The following is a 23,761-nucleotide window of genomic DNA, read 5'->3' on the forward strand; positions in this document are numbered from 1 at the left end:
ACATTATGTTTATAAGGTTTTTTTATTTATGCTGATTTGAATACAAAACAAAATATTTTATATATTAGGTAAGTATTTCGGTTAGTATAATTTTAAGCTTAAAATTACTAACCTCTTTACAATAAACAGATACTATTAGTTTGACTTGACTTTCGTCCTATTGTTTCACCACAAAAGACGATTACTATGGTATCATCAAACACTTATTCATTACTTACCTGGTTGTATACTCAAAAAGTAGAACCTGGTTTTGCTATTATTTATTTTAGAATCACAATTAATTCTAAAAGAGCTAATATTAGTTTAAACAAGAAAATTAATATCGATTCTTGGGATTATTCCAAATCTAAAGTTAGAGGAAATTCTAATGAAGCAAGGATATTAAATCAGTTTCTTAAAGAAGAAGAATCTAAAATTGCAAAAGCTTATAGAGAGTTAGAGCTTGAAGAAAAATTAATTACTGCACAATTAGTTAAAGTAAGGTATTTAGGTACCGACCAAAAACATAAAACTTTACAAGATTTAGTATCATATCACAATCAATTTGTTGAGAAAAAAATCCATAAAAACACTTTACGTAGTTACAAGACATCTCAAAAGTATCTTTTTTTATATGTAAATGAACTACTAAAAACTACCGATTTATACCTCAAGCAATTGGATTATCAATTTTTGTTAGGTTATGAATCCTATTTACGTAATTATCAACCTACAAACGGTCAACATGCAATTGAAAATAATACAGTTATGAAACACATTCAAAGACTCCGTAAAATGATAAAGATGGCAGTTGAACTGGAATGGATTAACAAAGACCCTTTTATTAGGTTCTCTCCTACTTTCATAAAGAAACAAAGAGAATATTTAACAGAATATGAATTAGAGAGTATTCAAAACTATCATTCAAGAATTGAAAGATTACAATTGGTTAAAGACCTATTTTTATTCAGCTGTTATACAGGTTTAGCTTATATAGATATTAAAAATTTAACTCCAGATAACATTGTAATAGGTATTGATGGAGGTAATTGGATAATGACCAAAAGACAAAAAACAGGAACTCCTGTAAAAGTTCCATTGTTAGAATCCGCTGAAAACATCATAAATTCATATACCGAAAACTTACGTGTTTTACATTCAAATATATTACTACCAACTATTTCCAATCAGAAGCTAAATAGCTACCTAAAAGAAATAGCTGATGTATGTGGAATTACTAAGAATTTAACCTTTCACATGGCACGCCATACCTTTGCAACTATGGTTACATTATCTAACGGAATTCCTATTGAAACGGTATCAAAAATGTTAGGACATACCAAACTTACCACGACCCAGATTTACGCAAAAATTGTAGATAAAAAAGTTAGTGAAGATATGAATATTCTTAAAGAAAAATTCTCTTCCAAGCCGAATATACAAAGAGTTTCATGATAATCAACTTAAGCGTTTTCAACATGTTTTAAAGAAGAGCTTTCTATTCAAACAAAGTTTATATCCAAATTACCTATAAATCTTATACAGAAACTCGAAATGGATGAAGATTGAAAATTCGTAACCCTTTCGTAGTTACGAGTTTTACATTTTAAGGAAGTATTCTATAAAATTATATATTCATCAAAAACCTCAACCCTTATAAATGTTGAGGTTTTGTTTTTTAAAATTTATTTTTCGGTAGTACCGAATAGGTACCGAAAAATATCCATCAAAAGTTTAAAATTTTGAAGAACGAAAGTCAAATCAAACTATTAGTTAACCATTAAAATTGTAAAATTATGCCAGCAGCAATTATTACGACAGATGATTTAAGAGAATTTAAAACCGAACTATTAGAAGCTTTTAAAAAACTCCTTGAATCAAATTCAATAACCAAAAACAAGAAGTATTTAAAATCTAACGAAGTTATGGAACTGCTTCAAGTAAGTCCAGGAACACTACAGACACTTCGAATCAATGGAACTTTACCCTATACCAAAATTGGAGGAATTATTTATTACGATGCTGAAGAGATTCAGAAAGTAATGGAGGAGAATAAAGTAAAACATTGAGTTAATGGCTGAGATTAATTACATATCACATCTCAGTAATTTCTTTGTAAAAATACAAACCGACTCAAAAATGAATCCTACGCATGTAAGCATGTATATGGCTTTGTTCTATCACTGGAATAAAGCCAGATTCTCATCGGAATTTTTTATCAATAGAAATGAAGTGATGCAAATGTCAAGGATTGGATCTAAGGGAACTTATCACAAATGTTTACGTGATTTATCAGAGTGGAAATATATCATTTACAAACCCTCTCATAACCCTCATATTGGAAGTAAAATTCACATGTTCAATTTTGGGACAAGTAGTGAACAAGTAGTGAACCGATACCGTACCAAAAGTGGGACAACTACGGTACCAAAAGTGGGACAAGTATCGGGGCCTTATATAAACTATAATAAACATAGTAAACATTATAAACAGGAAAATCAAAATTCTGATTATTTAAAAGTTGAAAATGACAAAGATTATAGCCAACCATTATGAGCATTTTTTTAAAAAAAAAATAAAAGTTCCGGCCGATTTTAAAAAATGAAAATCTTGTAACAAATGACATACAAGATTATTTCGTAAAAATGGATTTGAAATTTTCGTAAAAGAAAAAGGTGTCTGAACGAAATCCTGAATTTATTTCAGGAAGTAGTGAGTTCTTTTTCTTTAGAAAATGAGAATAGCATTTTAGAAATGTTCTTGAAGTCTTGACTTTTTGGTTCGTTTTGTGTCAAGACAAAATGAACGTAGAGAAATTAAACTTTAAAACAAACTCTATGCACCCACACATCATTCACGAAAAAGAAACCCTATTCGAATTAGGCACCATAGAAAATAATATCATCCACTACGATTTTGATAAAATTGTTGCTTACCTGAACTACAAAGGCCGATTAACCTTTGGAAAGAACTTTAAAATCTATGAAGATGACATGTTTTTACTTTACAAGCTCTGCTTGTATTTTATCCGAGATTATAAAAATTGTGAAAAATACGGTTTAGATCCCCACAAAGGAATTTTACTTTCTGGACCCGTAGGTTGTGGTAAAACAAGTTGGATGAAATTATTAAAACATATTTCTCCAAACGTTATCAATTACGAAGTAATTCCTAGCAGATTCTTAACCTTTCAATTCAATAGCAAAGGTTTTGAAGTGATAGAAAAATACGGTTCAGGATTTTCATTTTGTTTTGATGATTTAGGAGTAGAACCTGATGGAAAACACTTTGGACAAGATTGTAATGTAATGGGAGAAATATTACTCTCCAGGTATGATTTATTCCTCCAAAACAAAAAACTAACATTTGCTACAACAAACCTCAACGCAGAAGAAATTGATGAACGTTACGGTTCTAGAGTCCGTTCTAGAATGCGACAGCTTTTTAATTTAGTGGCTTTTGATAAGAATTGTAAAGACAAAAGGTAATTAGTGCAGAATGACCACATGTATCAAAATTAAATTTGTTTAAATAAAGCGGGATTTTATTAATAGCTATTTTAATGAAAAAGAGAATTCTAGTCGATTTTGAATGTGATATTATTGAAGATTTCAAAAAAAGAAGAGCTTTTTTTAAAAAGTATCTAGAAGTGTATCACGTACAAAAATATATATGTGAGTCTTGTGGTTTTCCCATTTTTGATGATGAAGGAGCTTACGATATTTGTCGAATCTGTGATTGGGAAGACAATGGTTATAATGATGAACAGGAAGATTGGCCTAACCACTGTGCTGGTGAAAAACTAACTTTAACAGATTATAGAATTCAAAGTGGCGAAGAAGTTTTAGAACAACCTAAAACAGTACAGGATTTTAAAAGAATTATAAAAGCAATTTACCGTTACGATCGTTTTGAAAAATTTTATTACTCACATGAAATTTTTCCCATGGATTCGGATAAAAAAGCTGAGTTAGATAAAAAAAAGGAAACAGCACTTACCAAATTAAAAGAAGAACTAAGAATTTTAATTTAATTTTTCTAAAAACATCAATAAAATTCACTTGCGACAAAGAAGATTACTTTTACTCAAATCTTTTACCTTTTACCATGAATCTCTAACAATTCATACCATACTACTTTGTATATTTAGCAACTCAAATCAAATAATTGCAAATGTCAGAAGAACAAAAAAGAATATTAGAAAAACAATTATGGGCGATTGCAAACCTATTAAGAGGTAAAATGGATGCCGATGATTATAGAAATTATATCTTAGGTTTTATATTCTTCAAGTATTTATCAGAAAAATTACATTTATATGCTGATAATATTTTAAAACCTGACAACCTGGAATATGAAACATTAGATGAAAATTCTGAGGAGGGAAAATTATATGTAGAACACGTAAAAAAAGCTTGTGTCAAAAATTTAGGGTATTTCTTAAAACCTTCAGAATTGTTTACAAGTATTGCCAACAAAGGAGAAAACTTAAATAATTTACAAATCAATGAAAATGATGAAGCGGTAAACTATTTCATCATAGAAGATTTAGAGCGTATTCTAAACAATATTGAACAAAGTACCATGGGTACAGATTCTGAGGATGATTTTGTACGTTTGTTTGAAGATTTAGATTTAACATCTTCTAAGTTAGGAAGAACCGTAAAAGCTCAAAATGAAATCATTGCCAAAATATTAAGTCACTTAAACCAAATTGATTTTAAATTAGAAGATACAGAAAGTGATTTATTAGGAGATGCTTATGAATATTTAATTGGTGAGTTTGCTGCAGGTGCAGGTAAAAAAGCTGGTGAATTTTACACACCTCAACAAGTGTCTACCATTTTAGCTAAAATTGTAACTTCTCGTAAAACACGTATTAGGTCTGTTTACGATCCTACTTGTGGTTCGGGGTCTTTATTGCTAAGAGTAAAAAAGGAAGTTAAAGATGTAGGTTTTTTCTACGGTCAAGAATTAAACAGAACTACCTACAACTTAGCGCGCATGAACATGATTTTACACGATGTTCATTTTTCTAAATTCGACCTTAAACAAGAGGACACCTTAGAAGAACCCCAGCACATGGAAATGGAATTAAAAGCGGAGGCTATAGTAGCCAATCCTCCTTTTTCAGCTTCATGGTCTGCCAAACCTATTTTTGCTTCAGATGACAGGTTTAGTCAATACGGAAAATTAGCTCCAAAGACCAAGGCTGATTTTGCTTTTGTACAACACATGATACATCATTTAGATGATAATGGAATCATGGCCTGTGTATTACCTCACGGTGTTTTGTTTAGAGGAGCGGCAGAAGGACATATTCGTAAATACTTAATAGAAGATAGAAATTATATTGATGCTGTAATTGGTTTGCCGGCAAACATCTTTTTTGGAACCAGTATTCCAACGTGTATTTTGGTGGTAAAAAAATGTAGAGAAGTAAACGAAGATGTCTTATTTATAGATGCTTCTAAAGAATTTGAAAAACAAGGAAATCAAAATAAACTACTACCTAAACACATTGCTAAAATTGTAGATACGTATAAAGAACGTAAAGAAATTGAGAAATTTAGTTACAGAGCTCCATTGTCTGAAATTGCAGAGAACGATTACAATCTTAACATTCCTAGGTATGTAGATACCTTTGAAGAAGAGGAACCAGTAGACATACATGCAGTAATGGCAAACATAAAAGAATTGGAAGCCCAAAGAGGAGCATTAGACACAGAAATTGATGGTTATTTTAAAGAACTAGGATTGAATTTTTCAAGCCTATAAAAATCCTTAATCCTAATTAATTAAGTAAAATAACAATCAAGATGGCAAAAAATAATAAGACTGTAGCTAATGTTCCTAATTTGAGATTTCCAAATTTTAAAGGAGATTGGCAACCTCAAAAACTAGGGGAAATTGCACAGTTTTCAAAAGGAAAAGGAATTTCAAAGTTGGATATAGTAGAAAATGGAACTACGAAATGTATTAGATATGGAGAATTATATACGGATTATTCAGAAGTTATTGATAGAGTTCTCTCAACTACAAATATTGAAGAATCTAAACTAGTAATCAGTAAAAAAAATGATGTTATTATTCCATCATCTGGAGAAACACCTATAGATATAGCTAAAGCTTCTTGTGTAATTAAATCTGGAATTGCTTTAGGAGGAGATTTAAATATTATAAAAACAGATATAAATGGTGTGTTTTTATCATATTATTTAAATTCTAAAAAAAGAAATGAAATAGCAAGCTTAGCACAAGGCTCTTCTGTAGTCCATTTATACTCAAAACAACTTTCTAAATTAAACCTTTGCATACCCCTAGAAAAGGAACAAAATAAGTTAGCTTATTTTCTGATAACTATTGACAATCGCATCTCTACCCAAATCAAAATAATTCAATCCATAGAATCCTTAATGTCTGGTTTGGTTCAAGATATTTTTTCTCAGAAATTACGTTTTAAAAATGATGAAGGAAATGAGTTTCCGGATTGGGTAAGTAAAAAACTAAGTGAAATAGGTGAAATTATAACAGGAAAAACACCTAAAACCTCTGATAAAAAACTATGGAACGGTAATATTGATTTTGTAACACCTACCGATATAATTGAAGGAGAAAAGTATCAAATTAAAACGTCTAGAAAAGTTAAAGAAACTGAAAGCATCAAAATACTACCTAAAGGAGCTATTTTGTACACATGTATTGCATCTATTGGAAAGATTACTATAACAAAGAATCTTTCTATTTCAAATCAGCAGATTAATTCTTTAATTGTTAAAGGTGAATATTCAAATGAATTTGTTTATTACGCATTATTAAATTTAACTCCAAAAATAAAAGCTACACAATCTACTACGACATTACCTATTATAAATAAAACAGATTTTTCAAAATTTAAAATAAATTTACCCTCTTTAACTGAGCAAACTAAAATTGCTAATTTTCTTTCTTCGATTGATGAAAAAATAAATAAAGAGAAATCTGTTTTAGAGCAATACCAACAGCAAAAAAAATATCTACTCCAAAATTTATTTATATAAATAGGTTCTGTAATAAATATTTTTTTTGACTTTTATATTGCTCCAACAATTTGGTTTCTAAGGTTATTTTAGCATCTATTGCGGATAATATGTTTGCTATTTTTTGTTGTTCTTCATGACATGGAATTGATATTTTTAAATTTACAATATCTTTTTTTTGAATATTTGGTAGCCCAGAACCAACACGTAAAGACATAATTTTAGTTTGATAAAACTTTAAATATTGATATAAAAATTTATTGACTACATTATTTTTAATATTAAGTAATGAATAGCAATGCCCACCACACCAAAACTTAGTTTGCATATAATTTACATAACCACAAGAATTACCTCCTTCACTTATTGTTATTGTATTCTCTAATGTATTATACATATTTGTAAACCCTGATGGTTCAATTCCTCCATTTTGACATGGGTAAATATCTTTCTCAGTTAATAACTCTTTGTTTAATTGTTTTCCTTTTACAATATCAACAACATTATCTAGTTTAGTTGTTTTCCAGTTTGGAAAAGATTCATTTTTTTTATCCTTAAATCTAAATTCTTGTTTAAAAAGTTTTTGCATCATACCTTTCTTCAACAATTCATAATCCTCTAGTATTTTGTTTTGGGTAGAGATTCGATTGTCGATTAATGAAAGTAAAATAGAAATTCGCTTTTGTTCTTCTATTTCTGGTATTATAATTTTTATTTGTTCTATTGTCTTTTTTGATAAACTTGGTACTCCTGATGCTTCATTGTATTTTAACCAATTAATCTGTTCAAAAACATAAAATAAAAACTTAGGTATGATATTTTTAAAAGAATGTGTATAGAATAAAGTGTCTACTGTCCAAAGCTTACCATAATAATAAAAAGGTTTATCTATAGTACCTTTTCTTCCAATACAAACAGTTTCTCCACTATAAAGATAGTCATCAACAGAAGTCATATATCCTCCTGTCCCATATACAGGTATAATACCATTCTCTAAATGTTTATAGTCTTTACCGCTTCCTATTTTTAATATTTCTCCAATTTTTATTTCTTTCCAACTTCCCTCTAGCTTAGAAAATCTCAAATTAGGAACAATACACAAAAAAATCCTTTTAGGTTAGATTGAGGATAGTTTTTATCCTTTAGTCTATTCAGTGAAGATTAATCTTTAAGGCTTTAGATTTGAGTTTTTAATCAAATCAAAAAAAAATGAACAATCAAAAAAACATTCAAGAGATCAGTAAACTGTGGATAACAGACAAAAAACAATATGTGAAAAAATCTACCACTTCGGCCTATGTATTGCTTACAGAAAACCATATACTTCCTGTATTTGGGAATCATTCAATAATAGAAGAAGCAGAAGTTCAGGCTTTTGTGTTGCAAAAAATAGAACAAGGCTTAAGTCATAAAACAATCAGAGACATTTTAATTGTGTTAAAAATGATTTTAAAATACGGAGCAAAACATAAGTACACCACTTACACATCTTTTGAATTGCAGTTTCCTACACCACGAATTAATCAAAAGCTTGAAATCTTATCACGTTCAGAGCAAATAAAAATTATGAATCACATTCAAGAACACTTTACTTTTAAGAATTTCGGAGTGTATTTGTGTTTAAGTACGGGTTTACGAATAGGAGAAATATGTGCTTTACAATGGAAAGACATTGATGAACTAGATGGTTTAATATCGGTAAACAAAACCATTCAACGCATTTATACCATAGAAAACGGAATCAGAAAAACAGAGCTATTAATAGACACCCCAAAAACAAAAAACTCCATAAGAGAAGTACCTATAAACAGATCTTTAATTAGCAAAATGAAATCTCTTAAAAAAGTGGTGAATCCTAATTATTATGTACTCACCAACGAAGCCAAACCCACAGAACCTAGAACCTACAGAAACTATTATAAAAATTTAATGACAGAGCTAAACATGCCCAATCTAAAATTTCATGGACTAAGACATAGTTTTGCTACCCGTTGCATAGAAAGTAAATGTGATTATAAAACGGTGAGTGTACTTTTGGGGCATTCCAACATAAGCACTACACTTAATTTATACGTACACCCTAACACAGAACAAAAGAAAAAAGCCATCAATCAAATGTTTCGTGCTTTAAAATGATAAGTGTCAGTTCGGAGTGTCCCAAACTCATTTCGGGATGTATTGAGAACCTTATCAGTTAGTGTGTCCGAACTCGTTTCGGGATGTATTGAGAACCTTGTCAGTTCGAGTGTCCGAACTCTTATCGGGATGTATCGAGAACCTTGTCAGTTCGAGTGTCCCGAACTCGTTTCGGGATGTATCGAGAACACATTTTAGACACATAAAATTAAATTCGATATTATTAATAATATTCAAGGTTCATTAAATTTAATCGTAATTTAGAGGATAAACGTTATAATCTCCAGCAACAGTACGCACCTCAATACATCATAAGAACAACGTCAAAGGCGGGGCTTTTGCTTTTATAGTCTTTAGTTTTTTCAACTTTACTTACAAATTTTAATCCACTTGGAATAAAACCAAACTGGCAAGACGAACCACTTTGGAAAAAATAAAAACCACTAAAAACTCCGAGATTCTTTTAAAATATCGGAGTTTTTAGTAGTTTAGTAATCCTTAACAGGATTATCATGTTAGAAAAATCACCCAAATTTAGTTTTAGTGCAAAACTACTCAAATATGTTACAGACCCAGATCTAGAAAAGTTGTTAAAAAAAATTAACGATCATTACTATTATTGGGATAAAATTAAATATCAAAAAACCACATTATCAAGTGTAGAGTTATGGTCTGTAGTTAAGTTTAGCAGAATGGCAAAAAGAAGTATCATCACTTTTGGAGATACCATATTTTCTTATGCCATAACAGATTATATACAAAGAGTACTACATCAGTTTGATATGAATATTGGGGGATATATGGGGGCAACTAGTGTGGTGCCAGAAAAGGATAAAACACGTTATTTGGTAAGTTCTATTATGGAAGAGGCTATTTCTAGTAGTCAAATGGAAGGTGCTAATACGACTAGAAAACGTGCTAAAGAAATGTTAAGAAAGGAACAAAAACCTAATAACAAATCTGAACAAATGATTGTGAACAATTACATCACAATTAAACACATTGTTGCGAATAAAAATGATGAATTAACTCCTGAAAACTTACTGTATTTACATCAATTAGTAGCGAACAAAACATTAGATAAAAAAGAAGATGAAGGTGCTTTTAGAAGTTCAAACGATATTTATATTGTAAATCATGTAAACAGTGAGGTAGTACACACTCCTCCTGAGGATAAAAAAATAGAAAAATATATAAATGATTTGTGTGTGTTTTTTAATCATGATCATGAAAACGATTTTGTACATCCTCTACTAAAAGGGATCATTATTCATTTTATGATTGGATGGATCCATCCGTTTGTCGATGGTAACGGAAGAACAGCAAGAGCATTGTTTTACTGGTATTTATTAAAAAAAGGATATTGGTTAACAGAGTATATGTCAATTTCTAAAATTATTCAGACCTCTAAAGCTCAGTATGAAAAAGCATATTTGTATACAGAGGAAGATGAAAATGATTTATCTTATTTTATTACTTATAATTTACAAGTAATGGAAAAAGCGTTTGAAGCGTTAAAGAATTATATACAATCTAAACAGCAAGAAAATTTACAGATAGCTCACTTTGTAAAGATACCTTTTGTAAATGAAAGACAAGCACAAATTTTAAAAGCTGTTTATGATAATGCTGAGATTGTGTTTAATACAAAAGAAATTCAGAATAGATTTACGGTTTCAGATTATACGGCAAGAACAGACTTAAATGGACTGGTCGATTTGGGTTATTTAACTGTTGTACAGGTTAATAAAGTAAAACGTAATTATGTGAAATCTGAACAGTTTAATGCTTTGTTAAAAGAAAATAAAATAGATTAAAACTCCGATATTTAACTAGAATCTCTGAGTTTTCAAAGGAAAAAGAAAGAATGACAATACAACCAGAACAAGTATTAGAAAATAACTTAATAAATCAATTAATAGCACTAGGTCATAAATCGGTGATTATTAAAACTGAAGACGACTTGTTAAAAAATCTAAAATTACAGTTAGAAAAACACAACAATACAATCTTTACAGCTTCAGAATTTGATAGAATAGTCATACACTTATCTAAAGGGAATATCTTTGATAAAGCAAAAACCTTACGAGATAAATATGTACTACAAAAAGACAATGGAGAGAAAGCTTATATAGAGTTTATCAATCAGGATTTCTGGTGTCAAAATCAATTTCAAGTAACCAATCAAGTAACCATTAACGGTAAAAGAGAAAACCGTTATGATGTAACCATTCTTATCAACGGGTTGCCGTTGGTACAAATTGAATTAAAGCGTAGAGGTATTGAGCTTAAAGAAGCTTTTAATCAAATACAACGTTATCAAAAAGAATCGTTTGCTTCTAATAATGCATTATTTAATTACGTACAAATATTTGTCATAAGTAATGGTGTAGATACCAAGTATTATGCAAATAGCCAAAAGCAAAGTTTTAAGTTTACTTCGTTCTGGGGAGATGAAAAGAATAAAAAAATCACACAATTAGAGTCTTTTGCAAACATCTTTTTAGAGCCTTGTCATATCGCTAAAATGATAACTAAGTATATTGTATTGCATGAAAGTGATAAAAATTTAATGGTATTAAGACCCTATCAATTTTTTGCAGTAGAATCAATTATTGATAGGGTAAAAAATTCTGATAAAAATGGTTATATATGGCATACTACAGGTTCGGGTAAAACACTTACTTCGTTCAAAGCAAGTCAAATACTAACGCATAATCCTAAAATTAAAAAAGTAGTATTTGTTGTAGATAGACAAGATTTAGATGACCAAACCGTAAGAGAGTTTAAAGCATTTGATAAAGACAGTATTGATGGTACTGAGAACACCAAAATGTTAATCAATCAATTTTTAGACAACAACAGACCTTTATTAGTGACTACTATTCAAAAACTTAATAGTGCAATCTCAAAGGCCAAATTCAGAAAACAAATAGAAGTTTTAAAAGATGAAAAAATAGTGTTTATTTTTGATGAATGTCATCGTTCACAATTTGGAGATACACACAAGCGTATTGTAAACTTCTTTACAAATCATCAATTATTTGGTTTTACGGGAACACCAATATTTGTAAAAAATGCCATTAGTAAAAAGAGTATTAAGCAAACTACAGCTAATCTATTCAATGATTGTTTACACAAATATGTAATCACAGATGCTATTAGAGATGAAAATGTATTAAAATTCTCCATAGAGTATTATAACGTGTTTAAATCTAAAAATGGTGTAGAAGACACCAAAGTAGAAGATATAAATAAACAAGAGGTTTATGAAAGTGATGAGTATATAAATACCATTACAAACTATATTATTGCAAACCACAACCGTAAAACACATCACAGAACGTTTACAGCAATGTTTTGTGTAAGCAGTGTAGATATTCTTATAAAATATTACGAGTTATTTAAATCCAAAAAACAAGCTGGAGAACATCGTTTAAATTTGGCGACTATTTTTTCATATGCTCCCAATCCCGATGATGCCTCGGCAAATGGAGAAATACTAGAAGAAGATTTTCCTGAGATGTCTATGGCGGCTGAACCATCAGATTTTTATGGTAAAATACCACATAAAGATAAATTAGATGAGTATGTAGCAGATTACAATCATCAATTCAAATCTAAACATTCCGCTAAGGATGGAGTTGCTTTTCTAAACTATAAAAAGGATATTTCTAAAAGAGTTAAGAACAAACAAATAGACATATTATTAGTGGTTAATATGTTTTTAACAGGATTTGACAGCAAGTCATTAAATACATTATATGTTGATAAAAATTTAAATTATCACGGTTTAATTCAAGCCTATTCTCGTACCAATAGAATATTAAACGAAAAGAAATCACAAGGAAACATATTAGCCTTCCGTAACCTAAAGCAAAACACAGATGATGCCATTGCATTGTTTTCAGATAAAAACGCTAAAGAAACTATAATAATAGAGCCATATGAAGAACAAGTAAAGAAATTCAATGAAGCTTATAAGGTGTTAATGAGTATTGCTCCAACAATAGATAGTGTTAACGATTTGGTTACCGAAGAAGATGAACTAGAATTTGCAAAAGCTTTTAGAGAACTCATGCGATTAAAAAATATACTATCATCATTTATCGAATTTACATTTGAGGATACTTATATGAAAGAGCAGGAATTTGCAGACTATACAAGTAAATACTTAGATCTTTATGATAAGATAAAAACAAATCATCAAAAAGAATCGGTATCTATTTTAGATGAAATTGATTTTGAACTAGAGTTAATACATCATGATGAAATTAATGTAACGTACATCATGAAGCTTTTAGCACAATTAAAAGATGCAAAACCAAAAGACCAAGCAAAACAGAAAAAACAGATTATAGATTTAATAGCTGGAGAATCTGAATTAAGAAGTAAGAAAGATTTAATCGAAAAATTCATCCAAAATAATCTTCCAAAAATAAACGATAGTGAAGTAATTGAAGAAGAGTTTAAAAAATACTGGAAGTTAGAAACCCAAAAAGCCTTACAAGAATTAAGTACTACTGAAGCCCTAAAACACGATAAAATAGAAAACATCATTAACGATTTTTTGTTTACAGGTAGAATGGCTACAGAAGATGAGGTAATTGATGCTTTAGAAAAACAACCAAGCGTACTCCAACGTGAGTCAATAAGCAACAGAATTACATTAAAAATTAAGGACTTTATCAAAACTTTTATTAATGGTATTGATAGTTAAAAAGTAGAAAATGAATTTATACGCGGTAAATAAAAAGAATGAGTTGCATAGTTTTAAAGAAGTTCCTTTTAGACTGGAAAGTGAAATACAGCATGTTTTTGAGCAAAACCTTTATGCAGTAACAAACTTACAATTGGTGAAATCGGAGTTTTCTATTAAAAACAAACGAATTGATACACTAGCTTTTGATAAGGAGTCCAACGCTTTTATTATTATAGAATACAAAAGGAGTAAAAACAGCAGCGTGGTAGATCAAGGTTTTACCTATTTAAGTTTAATGCTAGAAAACAAAGCAGATTTTATAGTTGAATACAATGAAACTTTAAAATCTAACTTAAAACGTAATGAGGTTGATTGGAGTCAAACTAGAGTTATGTTTGTGTCTACAAGTTTTACAGAGAATCAAAAAGCAGCCACCAATTTTAAAGACATTGCTATAGAACTATGGGAAATAAAAAAGTATCAGAATAATTTAATCAGCATCAATCCTATAAAAAAATCAAAATCTGCCGAAAGCATAAAACCCATTACAGCATCTAATAGCCAACTTCAATCGGTAACTAAAGAAATAAAAGTATATACAGAAGAAGAACATTTAGCTAATAAATCAGAAGAAATCACAGAGTTATACGAAACTTTTAAAGAAGCAATATTACACTTAGCTGATGACATTGATATAATGGCCAATAAACTATACATAGCCTTTAAAAAAGAGAAAAACCTCTGTGATATTGTAATACTTAAAAAAGGATTAAAATTGTTCATCAACTTAAACAAAGGACAATTAGACGATGCAAGAGGAATCATGCGTGATGTTTCCAATACAGGACATTGGGGAAATGGAGATTATGAAACCATAGTAACCAATACTAAAGATTTGGAGTATATTATGAGTCTTATCAAGCAAACTTTATAAATAAATTTTAGTAGTTATCTCTTTTATAATTATATAATTCTCCATTAATAAATACATTTTCTGTATTAATGCCTTTAATAGACGTGTTAATTCCGTTTTTTTTTGCTTTAATATTCAAGTTTTTAAAATTGATATTTGAAACTCGGTCTTTCGGATTTCCATTTATAGATCCAATCGACTGACAATCAATATTTATATTATTAAAATTGATGTTTTTGATAATACAGTAGGGTTGTTCTTCTACATTTTTCATATCAAAAAATTGTTTCCATGAACTAACACTAATGATCTCTTTACATTTACCAGTAATGTTTTCAATAGTAATATCTTCAAATATTTGATAAGTATCAGGTCTAGATTTAAACAACAATATTGCTCTATAATGATTTAACACAATTTTAGATGAAGATTTTACTATAAAGACTACCTAAAATAATATTAATTATTTTAGGTAGTCTTTATAGTTGGCTGTTCTACAATCAATAATAAACAAAACACCAAACGCTATCTAAATGAAAACACGATTATCAGTTATCATAACGATTGGACGGATAAAAATTATAAATAAAGTATAATACATTTCAAAAAAAATCCATTACGTAAAAGGGATATTGTTTTTTAGGAAACAGTTTAACACAATTAGGCAGAGATAGGAACGAAAAATTCAACACTACAAATATTAAAAATAGAGGTATAGTTGGTGATGTTACTGATGGTGTTATAGCAAGATTACCAGAAATTATTGATTACAAACCCAGGGCCATTTTTTACTTATTAGAATTAACTCTAACACTTTTTTACTACTCTTCTATAACATTCATCACGTTTTGATGAATGTGTTTTTGGTCTGTAAACGAATCTAAAACAACATTTTTTAAGAAAATATTTTTAATATACAAATCATCCTGACCTGTTAGTTTAGAAAGGTATTTAGCTTTAGAAGCTTTTATATTGGTAAGGTGAATATCGTGTATAGGGGTTAATTTTTTTTCTATCGTAGGCACTAGGTTTCTCCATTGATACAATACATCGGTTTCTATACCAAGTATTCCGTTTCTAATGCTTCCAGAATTGATATTTTCAACAAAGATGTTTTTTACATACCCACCTCTTCTTTCGTTGGTTTTTATATAGACAAGGTGAAACATACTAGCTCCCTTAGCTACATTACAGTTTTTAACAAATACATTTTCTACCCCACCAGACAACTCACTACCAATAGCCAATAATTGATGTCCATTAACCATGGTACAATTTCTCATCACTATATTTTTTGAAGGAGTATTTATTCTCCAAGCTTCTTGATTTCTACCTGATTTAATGGCAATAGCATCATCTCCTTGGTCAAACACACAATTTTCAATTAAAATGTTCTGACTCATTTCAGGATCAACCCCATCATTATTATGACCATGGGCATACACATTTAAATTTTTAATAATAATATTTTTTGACAAATACGGATGTATGGTCCAAAAAGGACTGTTTTTTATAGAAAAGCCATCCAATAAAATATTCTCACATCTATTTAATTGTATAAACTGTGGTCTAAAGTTAGCATTACTATCTGCCATTTGTCTTTCTTTTACAGGGGTGTTGTATGCAGAAAAATTATATAGCTTTTTAAGGTTATCCATGTGTGCTTTGGGTCTAGAAAACCATGTTTTCCAAACATCCATTTTAGCTTTTAACGTCCCTGTTCCTGTAATGGCTATATTTTTACATTGATATGCATAAATTAATGGTGAGTAATTATAACATTCCATTCCTTCCCATGTACTGTGCACAGCAGGCAAATAATCTTTAGGATTTTCAGAAAACAAAAGAGTTGCTCCTTTGCTTAAATGTAGGTTTATATGACTTTTTAAATGAATGGCTTTGGTTATCCATTCTCCTTTTGGAATTACAACAATACCGCCTCCTGCTTTATGTGCTTCGTCAATTGCTTTTTTAATAGCATTACTATTGGCTGTTTTATTGTTGGGAATGGCTCCAAACTCCGTGATAGGATAAACTTTACAATTTTTAAAATCTGGTGTTATAATATCAGGCATTTCAAACGGTGCCTTAACAATTATTGAATTTGTTTTTATCTTATTCTCAATGGTCTGTCCAAATGAAATAATAGAAATTAAAAATATAACAAGAGCTGTTTTATGTAATTTATTCATATATAAATGTTTATTTTAATATTATTTTATGTGTTTCTATTTTTATTTTATTTATAAATTTTAAAATATAAACACCTTTAGTAAATCCACTTAAATCAATGTTACTTATATTGATGCCATTAATTTTATTTAATAATTTACCAGATGTATTATATATTTCTATACTACCGTTAAAAGTGTTGTTTAAAAAAATTTCTTTAGAGGTTGGGTTAGGAAAAAATTTTATTTTTTTTTCTCTATTTACATTTTTATTAGAAAGTTGATCTTTTAAACTAAAAACATAATTCCCTGAACCTACATCACCAATTAAAAGGAATTCATTATTACATTTTGGTAAATATATTTTAGCTATCATATTATCTGGTATATTTACTTTTAAAGTAAAATCATTCTCATTAGAGTTCCATTCTACATAAATATCTCCTTTATCAGTGGGATATATTCCTTTTGCATATGTAAGTTTATTACCAAAACAAAGTGGTTTTATTTCTATTAAATCGTGTTGAGGCGATAACGGTTTAATTCCTAATATATAATTTTGTATGCCTAGTAACCCTACAGCTCCCCATGGATGTGACATACTTTCATTGTTATCATAAGCATTCCAAGATTCCCAAGTAACAGTTGCTCCTTGTGTAATGTTTTTAGCCCAACCATCCCAGGTAGTATTCGTGTATAAATCGATTAAATGTTCTCCTTCATTTGCTTTTCCTAGTGCTTCGGGTAACCATCTTAGAGAAACCATTCCCACACTCATTTTCTGTTTTTTTATTTCGGTAGTAACACTATTAAAAAATTCTTGAGGAACTATATTTAATGCCATAGGCATAATATTAGCATGCTGTGAAACATGACTACTAATAGAGGTGGGGGTTGATAATCCATCTGTATAAACACCATCACTATTGATTAAATGTGTGTTAATCGCATTTTTTATATTATTGGCTTTAATTTTATATAGGGTGCTGTCAGATTCATTATCTAACACTTCTGCAATTTTTGACATAATTTCAAAATCTATATAAGCATATGCATCAATAACAGTTCTTGAAGAAACAGACATATCGTAACCATAACGCATGCTTTTTGGCCAATCTATAATTCCATATCTATAATCTCCATTTCCACCACTAAGATTGTGAACCAAACCTGTGTTTGAATCTATATGATTATCAACATAATTCGCTATTTTTTTTAGTTTTAAATAATTTTCTTTAAGAAACTCTAAATGACCTGTTTGCATATAATAATCCCATACCCAAACTAAAAAAGATTGAGTATAGTCAGGAATATCTCTACCTCCATCTACATTAGGGTACACGGCATTTAACCGTCCATCTGACCAATATTGATCTTGTGAGTCAATAAATTCATTTAACACTCTTAAATTCATAATTCTATCATGCATTACAGACATACTAGGTACTCCTTGAGACCAACTGTCTCCTAAAAAGGGACCTTTTTCTCTTGTAGGTGTATCAACAAAACCTTCTTGACAACCTACAATTAATGAATGAATCATTAAATTCCAAACAGAATTAAGCATTGTATTAGAAGATTCAAATGAAGATCTTGTTTTATCTAATTCATAATGTCTACTAATAAAACTTACATTAGTTAAATCTAAAGTGTTTGGGGCATTTTTAACCTGTAAATACCTTATACCTAAGTAAACATTTGGATAAAAAACTGAACTTTCTCCATTGTGAACAAAAATAAAATTCAAATTTGTATTTTGATTTTTACTGGTAGAAACACTACCATTATTACTATTTAAAACAAATCCGCCATACATATTAATAATAGATCCAGAAGTACCTCCTGTAAAATTAATTTTAAAACTTCCAGAATATACTTTACCTAAGTCTATAACATATTCTCCATTTCCTATATTGTTAACCGATATTGGATTTATTTCTTCTTCTATAACTCTTGTTAAATCTGGTCTTAAAGTATTTGTCCATAATGATGTAGGATGACTTCCAATTTCAATTGCTGATGACCAGTTAGCATCGTTATAATCAATCATATTCCAATCTTGAATAACTTCTCGACTATCAATTTTTTCTATAAAACCTACTCCTTCACCATTGCGTTGGGGTTGGCCTGTAATCCATTGTTTGGCTTGGGTTTGTTTCCAACTACTATCAGAACCAATAACAGTAGTTGAAGAATCAGAATATTCAATTATAGTTTTTAACAGTAATCCTCTAGAACTTGTTGAACGTCCTTGTCCACCTTCATACCAATGTGTTAAACAGGCTATAACATTATCTGTATTGTTTTTTACTAAAGAAGTAATATCCCATGCTTGATAGTAGGTGTATTGTGGATAATGATGATTGTATCCCTTACCTGCAAGTTTTCCATTAACATAAAGTTCGTAACTATGACTTGCACTTAGGTAAGTAATTGCTTTTTTTATTGTTTTATTAGGGAGTGTTGTTGTTTTTCTATAATAAGTATAGTCATCCTCAACACTTGTATTTCGTTTTATCCATTTAGCATTAACCCAATCGTTATTGGTTAATAACCCAGTACTAAATGATGAGGTATTTGAGTATGAACCCACATTACCATCTTTATCCCATGTTCTAACCCTCCAATAATATTGCTTGGCAGCATCTAGTTGAGCCCCATCATAATATACATAATTTTGCTTTCTAGAAACTATCATACCACTATCCCAAACCTCTCCAGTATTATTTATATTAGGGTTTGTTGAAATAATTATTTGATAGGCAGATTGTATTTCATTATCATCAGGATCATTAAAAATCCAAGAAAAATAAGGTTTGTCTCCTGTTCCAATAGGATTAAATTTATCAAAACATTTTAAATCGGCGGGGCTGCCTGGGGTAGCTGCTTTAATTTGTATAAAAGTGATGGTGAAAATTAAAATAAAAAATTTATCCATTAAATAAAATGTTTGATAAAACAATAAACAGAACAATAATTAGTGAATGTAGATATTATACTTAATCTATGATAATAGTTAATATAATAGTTGCTAAGAAACTTAAGACAACAACTACTATAAATTGAAAATAATCAACCTTTTTTTTTCTCAAAATATTTGATTTTTTTAGCGAAAAGTATAATTAAATTCAGAAATAGAGTAAGAACCAATTTCATCATTTGTTTTTATTTCTATTTTGTAAACAGAATTTAATTTAGCTGTAAAATTATCAATCTTATTTTCTGATGTATTTTTGATATTAATGATTTCAATTTCATCTTCGGCAACAATTAAATCGTAGTATAATTCAGTATTCTCCGAATCTTCATCATTTCCTAACCAAGAAAGAGACGCTATGTTATTAGTTTTATCAATTGTAAAATCAATTACAGCAGCATATGGAACATAGTTTCCAAGAGGCTCACCAGGTGTTGTAAAAGAATAAGTAGTACTAATGCTTTCACCATCACTGTTTTTAGAAATTACCACCCATGAATAAGTTTTACCTTTATCTAGAATAACCTTACTTGATGTACTTGTAGTTTGTTTGGTATCAACAATATTTTCAGATTCACTAATGATTAATTCATAGCTAGTCGTATTAATAGCTCTTTCCCAATAAAAACTAATTTCAGCTTTACTATCATTATTTGGGACTGTAGTATAACCAGTGCATATCTCTCCATTTAATGGAAGCGATAACTTAGCTTTTTCAGGAAAAGTTAATTCAGTTTTAGGATCTGTTTCTAGTTCATTACCATCTCCACCACAAGATATTATTAATACGTAACTTATTATTAATAAAAAATATTGAAATTTTAATTTTATCATTTTAATACAACTTTAAATGTTTTTATATTTTCTTTTTGAATGACTTTTACGATATATAATCCCTGTAAATGTTTTTTTAAACTAATACTGTTATTACCAGAGTATGGAACTTGTAAAAGTAATTCTCCAGCCATATTATAAACTTGAATGATACCATTATCAATTCCATAAATAGATATTTCATCAGTAGTAGGATTTGGTTGTACTGTGATTTCAGATTTGATTTTAAAACGATCCTCTACAATCCCTTGACAATCATTTTTCCCTTTTATAGTTATATAATTTTCCCCTGTAAAAGATAAATCGTTAATCAATAACTCTGTAGGGTTTATAGTAGTAGTTTTGTATGTTGAAGAAACCTCATTAACCATAATGTTATATTCTGTACTTCCCGAAACATTGTAAATAGCAATATCATTGTTTTTTAATCCAATTCTTTCAGCTTTAATTTCATTAATCTGTTTAATAGCTACTATAAATTTTTGTTTGTACTTAATATTCTCTTTAGTAAGTATTACTTCATAAGTTCCAGAATTTAAATCTTTTAATTCTAAAACATTTTCTTCAGAGAGCATTACATTAGAAAAATTTTTATCGATGTCTTCTCCTTTTATACTAATATCAAAAGAGATTTCTTGTAGGCTACTAGAAATTATAATTTTTCCATCTGCTTTGTTAGGGCATGTTGGTGTTTGTGAATAAACAGAAATCCCAGTTTCTTCAATATATGTACAACCATAACTATTTACAGGGGTACCTCTTGGTGTATTAGGACATAAATCTTCTGTATTTAATACTCCATCTTGATCTATATCTAAATTAATCGGTACGGTACTTTCATTGGCTAAGTAAATATTAGGAACAGGAGGGGTTTCCATACCTACACCTAAATAAAAACCAGTGTGTGCAGGTTGATTGTATCCTACATTTTGCCAAGCAATACTTGTACGGTATAGTGGATCATGCATTAAAGTATATATTCTTTCTTCTGTATAATTAGGTGAAGAGAAAATAGCTAAGTAGGTATTATCCGAAGATCTCCAGATAATTTCCTCTCTCCAATCTCCTAATATATCAGCAATTATACATGGTGTAGCTTTTGAATCGTTATTACTAGAAAGTGAGAGACCATCATAATTGTATGCGGTAAGTTTACGGTCAGTTCCTCCTGAAAGATTATATTTATTAATAGTTTGTCTATCTACTAGTTCTCTCATTAAATCACCATCCCACCATGCTAACATATTATAATTGATACCTCCTCCAGGGCTTGTAGGGTAACTTGTAGAAATTACATTTCCTGTTAAATCATGAACTCCAGTTCCATTTGAAGCCCACATTTCTGCCCCAAGATGGTTTGGGTCAATATCAGCAATAACTCCTCTTCCAATGTCTCCACTACCATCAATTTGCCAAAAAATTTCTCCATTTTTAGCATTTCTAAAATCTACCTGAGGAATGTCTGGACTACTAGTTTCTTCATGAGCCATCCAATACTCCAATCCTTTATGTGTTGGATCAAAATCACCTAAATGTGCTGCATCTCCATGTCCATATTGAGTAGAATATAATCCAGTACCATCATCATCTACAGCCATAGAACCATACACAATTTCATCTTTTCCGTCATCATCAACATCCCCTACTGAAATACTATGATTTCCTTGTCCATAATATGGGCTACTACTACCTCCTAAATCATTTGTATCAAAAACCCAACGACTTGTAAGTTGCCCATCCCTATAATCATAAGCTGCTAATACGGTACGTGTATAATATCCTCTACAAAAAACCATACTAGGTCTTTTACCATCTAAATAAGCTATACATGCCAAAAAACGATCTACTCTGTTTCCATAACTATCTCCCCAGTCTGCTACATTACCTCTAGCTGGAATATAATCATCCGTAACAATAAATTCACCTGTTTTTCCATCAAAAACACTAAAATATTCCGGGCCAGTTAATACTCTACCATCAGAAGATCTATAATCAGTATTAGGATCACCTAAAACCGTGCCTGCTCCATCTATAGTTCCATCAGCTGTTTTGCAAGCAATTTCCGCTTTTCCATCACCATCCAAATCATAAACCAAAAACTGAGTATAATGAGGTCCGGATTTAATATTAATTCCTAAATCTATAGTCCACAAAACTGTCCCATCTAATTTTAAACCTTGTAGTATCTGATTACCAGTAAAACCAACCCCTGGTTGTTTGGAATTAGAAGGATCCCATTTTAAAATTATTTCATATTCACCATCACCATCTAAATCAGCTACCGAAGCATCATTTGCAGAGTAAGTATATTCAAATCCATCTGGTGTTGTTCCTCCCTCAGGTTTTGAGTTAAGTGGAATTTTTTTATAAATATTATTCCAAGGCTCCACCGGTTTAGATAATTCTTGCTCTATACCATTAATCACCGCTGCAACACGATAAGTATCATTACTTGTTGTTATATCTACATAGTTACTACTTCCATTATTAGGTATGGTATTTAATAATGTTGGCCCTTTATAAATATTATAAGATGCTATTTCAAATTCTGAAGCTAGTATCCTCCAACTTAGAAGGACTTCATTGCTATTTCTTCGTACAGCTAATAGTCCTCTGTCTAAATCTTCCATTTGCCGTGGAGGATTTTGAGAAAATAATGTAATAGAAAAAATAAAAAAATAAAAAATATATAGATTGTCTTTTACAAAATGACACTCTCTTTTTTTATATAAATTAATACTCACGGGTTGTTTGTCTTCCATTATGTTTTATTTATATTTTGAAGTTTCTTTTAATCGTTTCCGTAGAATCTTTATCTAAAGAATGGGGTTTAAAAGATTGTTTTGAATTGAAAATCAAAATTAGCTCTAAAACTGATTTTTAACAGATGAATCGAGTACAGATTAATGAAGAAAATAGTACAGAGTCATGGTTAAACACCTTTTGTCTAGCTTGATTTACATATAGAGTATAAAGACCTCTAATGATTGTTTACTTAAGTTTTTTGTTGAATCTGTTTATGTAACTATT

General features: G+C 29.7%; 17 protein-coding genes. 11 read left to right on the forward strand and 6 right to left on the reverse strand.

Annotated elements, in window-relative coordinates; genetic code table 11:
* The first annotated feature begins 186 nt into the window (after positions 1 to 186).
* The 7 genes from ACXGQT_RS04605 to ACXGQT_RS04635 all read left to right on the forward strand — a co-directional run bounded on the left by ACXGQT_RS04605 (position 187) and on the right by ACXGQT_RS04635 (position 7,019).
* Complete coding sequence (locus tag ACXGQT_RS04605; protein WP_457830226.1) at positions 187 to 1,434, forward strand: site-specific integrase; 1,248 nt, start codon at positions 187 to 189, stop codon at positions 1,432 to 1,434.
* 341 nt (positions 1,435 to 1,775) lie between these two features.
* On the forward strand, positions 1,776 to 2,048 hold the full coding sequence (locus ACXGQT_RS04610; RefSeq protein ID WP_457830227.1) for a helix-turn-helix domain-containing protein: 273 nt from the start codon (positions 1,776 to 1,778) through the stop codon (positions 2,046 to 2,048).
* Positions 2,049 to 2,118: 70 nt separating this feature from the next.
* A complete protein-coding gene (locus ACXGQT_RS04615) occupies positions 2,119 to 2,535 on the forward strand; it encodes a hypothetical protein (protein WP_457830228.1) in 417 nt (138 codons plus the stop codon).
* A gap of 281 nt (positions 2,536 to 2,816) precedes the next feature.
* Positions 2,817 to 3,467: an ATPase gene (locus ACXGQT_RS04620; protein ID WP_457830229.1), complete on the forward strand. Its 651-nt coding sequence runs from the start codon at positions 2,817 to 2,819 to the stop codon at positions 3,465 to 3,467.
* Between the two features lie 74 nt (positions 3,468 to 3,541).
* Positions 3,542 to 4,012: a CPCC family cysteine-rich protein gene (locus tag ACXGQT_RS04625; RefSeq protein WP_457830230.1), complete on the forward strand. Its 471-nt coding sequence runs from the start codon at positions 3,542 to 3,544 to the stop codon at positions 4,010 to 4,012.
* Positions 4,013 to 4,152: 140 nt separating this feature from the next.
* Positions 4,153 to 5,757: a type I restriction-modification system subunit M gene (locus ACXGQT_RS04630; protein WP_457830231.1), complete on the forward strand. Its 1,605-nt coding sequence runs from the start codon at positions 4,153 to 4,155 to the stop codon at positions 5,755 to 5,757.
* A gap of 41 nt (positions 5,758 to 5,798) precedes the next feature.
* Complete coding sequence (locus tag ACXGQT_RS04635) at positions 5,799 to 7,019, forward strand: restriction endonuclease subunit S (protein ID WP_457830232.1); 1,221 nt, start codon at positions 5,799 to 5,801, stop codon at positions 7,017 to 7,019.
* Here ACXGQT_RS04635 and ACXGQT_RS04640 read toward each other — a convergent pair.
* Entirely contained in the window at positions 7,012 to 8,082 is a 1,071-nt protein-coding gene (locus ACXGQT_RS04640; protein ID WP_457830233.1) for a restriction endonuclease subunit S, read from the reverse strand. The two genes, ACXGQT_RS04635 and ACXGQT_RS04640, sit on opposite strands and share 8 nt — an antisense overlap.
* A gap of 125 nt (positions 8,083 to 8,207) precedes the next feature.
* Here ACXGQT_RS04640 and ACXGQT_RS04645 point away from each other — a divergent pair, with 125 nt between their 5' ends.
* The 4 genes from ACXGQT_RS04645 to ACXGQT_RS04660 all read left to right on the forward strand — a co-directional run bounded on the left by ACXGQT_RS04645 (position 8,208) and on the right by ACXGQT_RS04660 (position 14,770).
* Entirely contained in the window at positions 8,208 to 9,134 is a 927-nt protein-coding gene (locus ACXGQT_RS04645; RefSeq protein WP_457830234.1) for a tyrosine-type recombinase/integrase, read from the forward strand.
* A 512-nt stretch (positions 9,135 to 9,646) separates the two neighbouring features.
* The gene (locus ACXGQT_RS04650; protein ID WP_457830235.1) at positions 9,647 to 10,951 is read left to right on the forward strand and encodes a Fic family protein; all 1,305 of its coding nucleotides are present in this window, start codon (positions 9,647 to 9,649) and stop codon (positions 10,949 to 10,951) included.
* Positions 10,952 to 11,001: 50 nt separating this feature from the next.
* On the forward strand, positions 11,002 to 13,854 hold the full coding sequence (locus ACXGQT_RS04655; RefSeq protein ID WP_457830236.1) for a type I restriction endonuclease subunit R: 2,853 nt from the start codon (positions 11,002 to 11,004) through the stop codon (positions 13,852 to 13,854).
* Positions 13,855 to 13,864: 10 nt separating this feature from the next.
* Complete coding sequence (locus tag ACXGQT_RS04660) at positions 13,865 to 14,770, forward strand: DUF5655 domain-containing protein (RefSeq protein WP_457830237.1); 906 nt, start codon at positions 13,865 to 13,867, stop codon at positions 14,768 to 14,770.
* Between the two features lie 7 nt (positions 14,771 to 14,777).
* On the opposite strand, the gene ACXGQT_RS04665 is transcribed toward ACXGQT_RS04660, so the two are convergent.
* The 5 genes from ACXGQT_RS04665 to ACXGQT_RS04685 all read right to left on the reverse strand — a co-directional run bounded on the left by ACXGQT_RS04665 (position 14,778) and on the right by ACXGQT_RS04685 (position 23,493).
* On the reverse strand, positions 14,778 to 15,164 hold the full coding sequence (locus tag ACXGQT_RS04665) for a hypothetical protein (protein ID WP_457830238.1): 387 nt from the start codon (positions 15,162 to 15,164) through the stop codon (positions 14,778 to 14,780).
* 406 nt (positions 15,165 to 15,570) lie between these two features.
* The gene (locus ACXGQT_RS04670; RefSeq protein WP_457830239.1) at positions 15,571 to 16,941 is read right to left on the reverse strand and encodes a glycoside hydrolase family 28 protein; all 1,371 of its coding nucleotides are present in this window, start codon (positions 16,939 to 16,941) and stop codon (positions 15,571 to 15,573) included.
* A gap of 10 nt (positions 16,942 to 16,951) precedes the next feature.
* On the reverse strand, positions 16,952 to 19,858 hold the full coding sequence (locus tag ACXGQT_RS04675) for a family 78 glycoside hydrolase catalytic domain (RefSeq protein WP_457830240.1): 2,907 nt from the start codon (positions 19,856 to 19,858) through the stop codon (positions 16,952 to 16,954).
* A 168-nt stretch (positions 19,859 to 20,026) separates the two neighbouring features.
* The gene (locus ACXGQT_RS04680) at positions 20,027 to 20,731 is read right to left on the reverse strand and encodes a hypothetical protein (RefSeq protein WP_457830241.1); all 705 of its coding nucleotides are present in this window, start codon (positions 20,729 to 20,731) and stop codon (positions 20,027 to 20,029) included.
* Entirely contained in the window at positions 20,728 to 23,493 is a 2,766-nt protein-coding gene (locus ACXGQT_RS04685) for a rhamnogalacturonan lyase family protein (RefSeq protein ID WP_457830242.1), read from the reverse strand. Before ACXGQT_RS04685 ends, ACXGQT_RS04680 begins: the two co-directional genes overlap by 4 nt.
* Positions 23,494 to 23,761 lie beyond the last annotated feature (268 nt).

Source organism: Wenyingzhuangia sp. IMCC45467 (assembly GCF_054111205.1).

Excerpts from the sequence above, each read along its gene's own strand:
- ACXGQT_RS04610 (WP_457830227.1), top strand. The coding sequence starts at position 1,776 with ATGCCAGCAGCAATTATTACGACAGATGATTTAAGAGAATTTAAAACC.
- ACXGQT_RS04660 (WP_457830237.1), top strand. The coding sequence starts at position 13,865 with ATGAATTTATACGCGGTAAATAAAAAGAATGAGTTGCATAGTTTTAAA.
- ACXGQT_RS04615 (WP_457830228.1), top strand. The coding sequence starts at position 2,119 with ATGAATCCTACGCATGTAAGCATGTATATGGCTTTGTTCTATCACTGG.
- ACXGQT_RS04650 (WP_457830235.1), top strand. The coding sequence starts at position 9,647 with ATGTTAGAAAAATCACCCAAATTTAGTTTTAGTGCAAAACTACTCAAA.
- ACXGQT_RS04625 (WP_457830230.1), top strand. The coding sequence starts at position 3,542 with ATGAAAAAGAGAATTCTAGTCGATTTTGAATGTGATATTATTGAAGAT.
- ACXGQT_RS04630 (WP_457830231.1), top strand. The coding sequence starts at position 4,153 with ATGTCAGAAGAACAAAAAAGAATATTAGAAAAACAATTATGGGCGATT.
- ACXGQT_RS04645 (WP_457830234.1), top strand. The coding sequence starts at position 8,208 with ATGAACAATCAAAAAAACATTCAAGAGATCAGTAAACTGTGGATAACA.
- ACXGQT_RS04620 (WP_457830229.1), top strand. The coding sequence starts at position 2,817 with ATGCACCCACACATCATTCACGAAAAAGAAACCCTATTCGAATTAGGC.
- ACXGQT_RS04675 (WP_457830240.1), bottom strand. The coding sequence starts at position 19,858 with ATGGATAAATTTTTTATTTTAATTTTCACCATCACTTTTATACAAATT.
- ACXGQT_RS04670 (WP_457830239.1), bottom strand. The coding sequence starts at position 16,941 with ATGAATAAATTACATAAAACAGCTCTTGTTATATTTTTAATTTCTATT.
- ACXGQT_RS04685 (WP_457830242.1), bottom strand. The coding sequence starts at position 23,493 with ATGGAAGACAAACAACCCGTGAGTATTAATTTATATAAAAAAAGAGAG.
- ACXGQT_RS04635 (WP_457830232.1), top strand. The coding sequence starts at position 5,799 with ATGGCAAAAAATAATAAGACTGTAGCTAATGTTCCTAATTTGAGATTT.
- ACXGQT_RS04605 (WP_457830226.1), top strand. The coding sequence starts at position 187 with ATGGTATCATCAAACACTTATTCATTACTTACCTGGTTGTATACTCAA.
- ACXGQT_RS04680 (WP_457830241.1), bottom strand. The coding sequence starts at position 20,731 with ATGATAAAATTAAAATTTCAATATTTTTTATTAATAATAAGTTACGTA.
- ACXGQT_RS04655 (WP_457830236.1), top strand. The coding sequence starts at position 11,002 with ATGACAATACAACCAGAACAAGTATTAGAAAATAACTTAATAAATCAA.